General features: G+C 42.0%; 2 protein-coding genes. One reads left to right on the top strand and one right to left on the bottom strand.

The features are described from left to right. Positions 1 to 77 precede the first annotated feature (77 nt). Positions 78 to 1,046 carry a dihydrodipicolinate synthase family protein gene (locus tag BIZ38_RS21605; protein WP_119853819.1) on the top strand — a complete coding sequence of 323 codons (969 nt, stop codon included), beginning with the start codon at positions 78 to 80 and terminating at the stop codon, positions 1,044 to 1,046. Positions 1,047 to 1,121: 75 nt separating this feature from the next. Here BIZ38_RS21605 and BIZ38_RS21600 read toward each other — a convergent pair whose 3' ends face one another. Continuing rightward, positions 1,122 to 2,336: a M24 family metallopeptidase gene (locus tag BIZ38_RS21600; RefSeq protein WP_187491285.1), complete on the bottom strand. Its 1,215-nt coding sequence runs from the start codon at positions 2,334 to 2,336 to the stop codon at positions 1,122 to 1,124. Between the last annotated feature and the right edge of the window lie 85 nt (positions 2,337 to 2,421).

Below are 2,421 nucleotides of genomic sequence, written 5' to 3'. Positions count from 1 at the left end.
ACACAAATAGAATATTGTATACAATATTCTATTTGTGTTAATATTTATAGGAGTTACCTTTAAGCACAGGAAATATGATGAAAACAACGAACACAGATTGGCGCTTTTCAGTTATGCCGGCCGTATTCACATGGCTAAAAGAGTCTGAATCTGGATCATTTGAAATAGACTTTGATACAACAAAGAAATACGCTGCAGAAATTTTAAAAGTACAAGGGAAAGGCGGTAGTAGGATGGGGGGGCTTGTTGGCTCAGGCACATTAGGTGAAAATAGTTATCTAAGTGTTGATCAGCGTCTTTCTTTACTTGAAGCTCTTTCTGATGTTGCAAAAGAATACGGTGTGCCACTGATCAGTGGTGCTGCGGCAGAAACGAAAGAAGAAATAGCTGAAATTGTAAAGCAACTTGCATCTGTTGGCGTAGATACTGTCATGGTTATGCCACCAAAAACCAAAGAAGCACCTAGTGATGAAGATATGTATGCATATTATGCGCTTTGTGCAACAGCCGCTAAAGAGGCTGGCATTACAATTATGCCTTATAACAACCCAGATGCAGCTGGCTACCATGCGCTCTCAACCGAGCTTCTTAAAAAACTTGCTGCGCTTCCTGAAGTAACTGCGTTAAAAATATCGACGTCAGATGTTTCAATCATTGAGACGATAATGCTAGAAAACAAAGATGCAAAAATTTTGGCAGGTGTAGACACTGTCACTGTGCATGCCGGACTAGCAGGAGCATGTGGCGGGATCACAGGTGTAGGTTGTATCTTTCCAAAAGCGAGTGTGACGATGCAGGAGTATGTAAATAAAGGGGAATGGGCTGAGGCTAACAAAATTTCTCAGGCTATGAATTCCATCTCTTACTTGGATGCTCAACCGCTACTTATGGAGTACCTTAAGTGCGCATTTGGAATTCATCATGACGATAAGGATGGTGGACTTCGTACTTTCGGTAATAAATTAACTCAACAGCAAATTGATGACGTTCGTGCAAGATATCTTTTAGCACGAGAGAGGCTTAAAGCTTTGGACTTGTTAGGCTAATTCGTTGTCTAGTTCTTTCAAGTAATAATTAGCTGCACGGTAAGTATTCGCCGTGCAGCAATGAGTATATTTATCTTATAACCCAAATGGGTTTTCGAGGCTATGAGCGGGTTCAGTGAACCACTTTGGACCATTTTCAGTAATATAAAAGTGATCCTCTAAACGCACACCAAATTCACCAGGTACAACTAGCATTGGCTCATTACTAAAGCACATGCCTGCGGCTAGAGGTGTTTTATCGCCGCCGACTAGGTAAGGCCATTCATGGATGTCTAAGCCTATACCATGACCGGTACGGTGTGGGCAGCCAGGTGTTTGATACTCAGGGCCAAGGCCTTGCTCTGCTAAGTAAGAGCGGGCAGCGTTGTCGACACTCTCACAACTTTGACCTATTTGAGCTGCATCAAAAGCGGCCATTTGTGCGGCTTTTTCATAATTCCAAAATTGGCGTTGGCGGTCTGTAGCTTCACCAAATACGTAAGTGCGAGTTATATCTGATAAGTATTCGTGTACTTTACAGCCAGTATCAATTAAAACCATATCTCCTTTTTTAAGAATTTGTGGCTCTTTGACACCATGAGGAAATGATGTCGCGAGGCCAAACAAAACGATGCAAAAGTAGTTACCAGGCGCGCCAACTTTTTTGTGCGCTTGTTTAATAAATTCTTCTACCTCAGTTGTGCTTATACCCTCATATAGCATGCTGGCTGTGGCCTGATGAACTTTTAAGGTCATATCCATCGCACGCTGTATTAGCATTAGTTCATTGGCTGACTTATGCATGCGGCAATGAGCTGTAACAGGCTGTGCATTAACGAGGTTTAAGCCTGTTTGCGCTTTATTTATGCCATCGAAAATGAAAAACTGCGCGCTTTCGTCAATCCCTACAGTGCCGCTCTCAGCAATGCCCATTTCGGTGAGCACTTTGACAAATAATGCATAAGGACTTTCGTGTTCAAGCCAGCCGCGAATTGGGCCTTCTATAACTTTAAAGCCATTGAGAGAGCCAATTTCAAAATCAGGGGCTATATATTGTACTTCGCCCTTCGCGGGTAAAATAGCACCGACCATGCGCTCACTTGCGTACCAGCGCATACCCGTAAAGTAAGTAAGGTTAGTCCCTGCATTTAAGTAAATTGCATCAATATTATTGGCTTGCATATACTCTTGAGCACGGGCAATACGGGCTAGATGCTCATCAGCTTGAATGGGAATTAAATCGCGAGTCATATTGGAAAGACTAGCAAGTGCTTGTTCTTTCGTTTGAGTACCAATACCTTTGGTCATCATTAGGTTCTCCTATGTATTTGTTTAATTATAATTTTTAAAGAATTAGCGCATAAACCGGCTTATAGAATATGGCTCTAAATTTATG

Source organism: Pseudoalteromonas sp. BZK2 (genome assembly GCF_014349195.1).
Lineage (GTDB): Bacteria > Pseudomonadota > Gammaproteobacteria > Enterobacterales > Alteromonadaceae > Pseudoalteromonas > Pseudoalteromonas simplex.
Note: the sequence above shows the minus strand (reverse complement) of the source record. Positions and strands in the feature narration are given on the sequence as shown.

Coding starts and splice junctions, on each gene's coding strand:
- BIZ38_RS21600 (WP_187491285.1), bottom strand. CDS start 2,336: ATGATGACCAAAGGTATTGGTACTCAAACGAAAGAACAAGCACTTGCT.
- BIZ38_RS21605 (WP_119853819.1), top strand. CDS start 78: ATGAAAACAACGAACACAGATTGGCGCTTTTCAGTTATGCCGGCCGTA.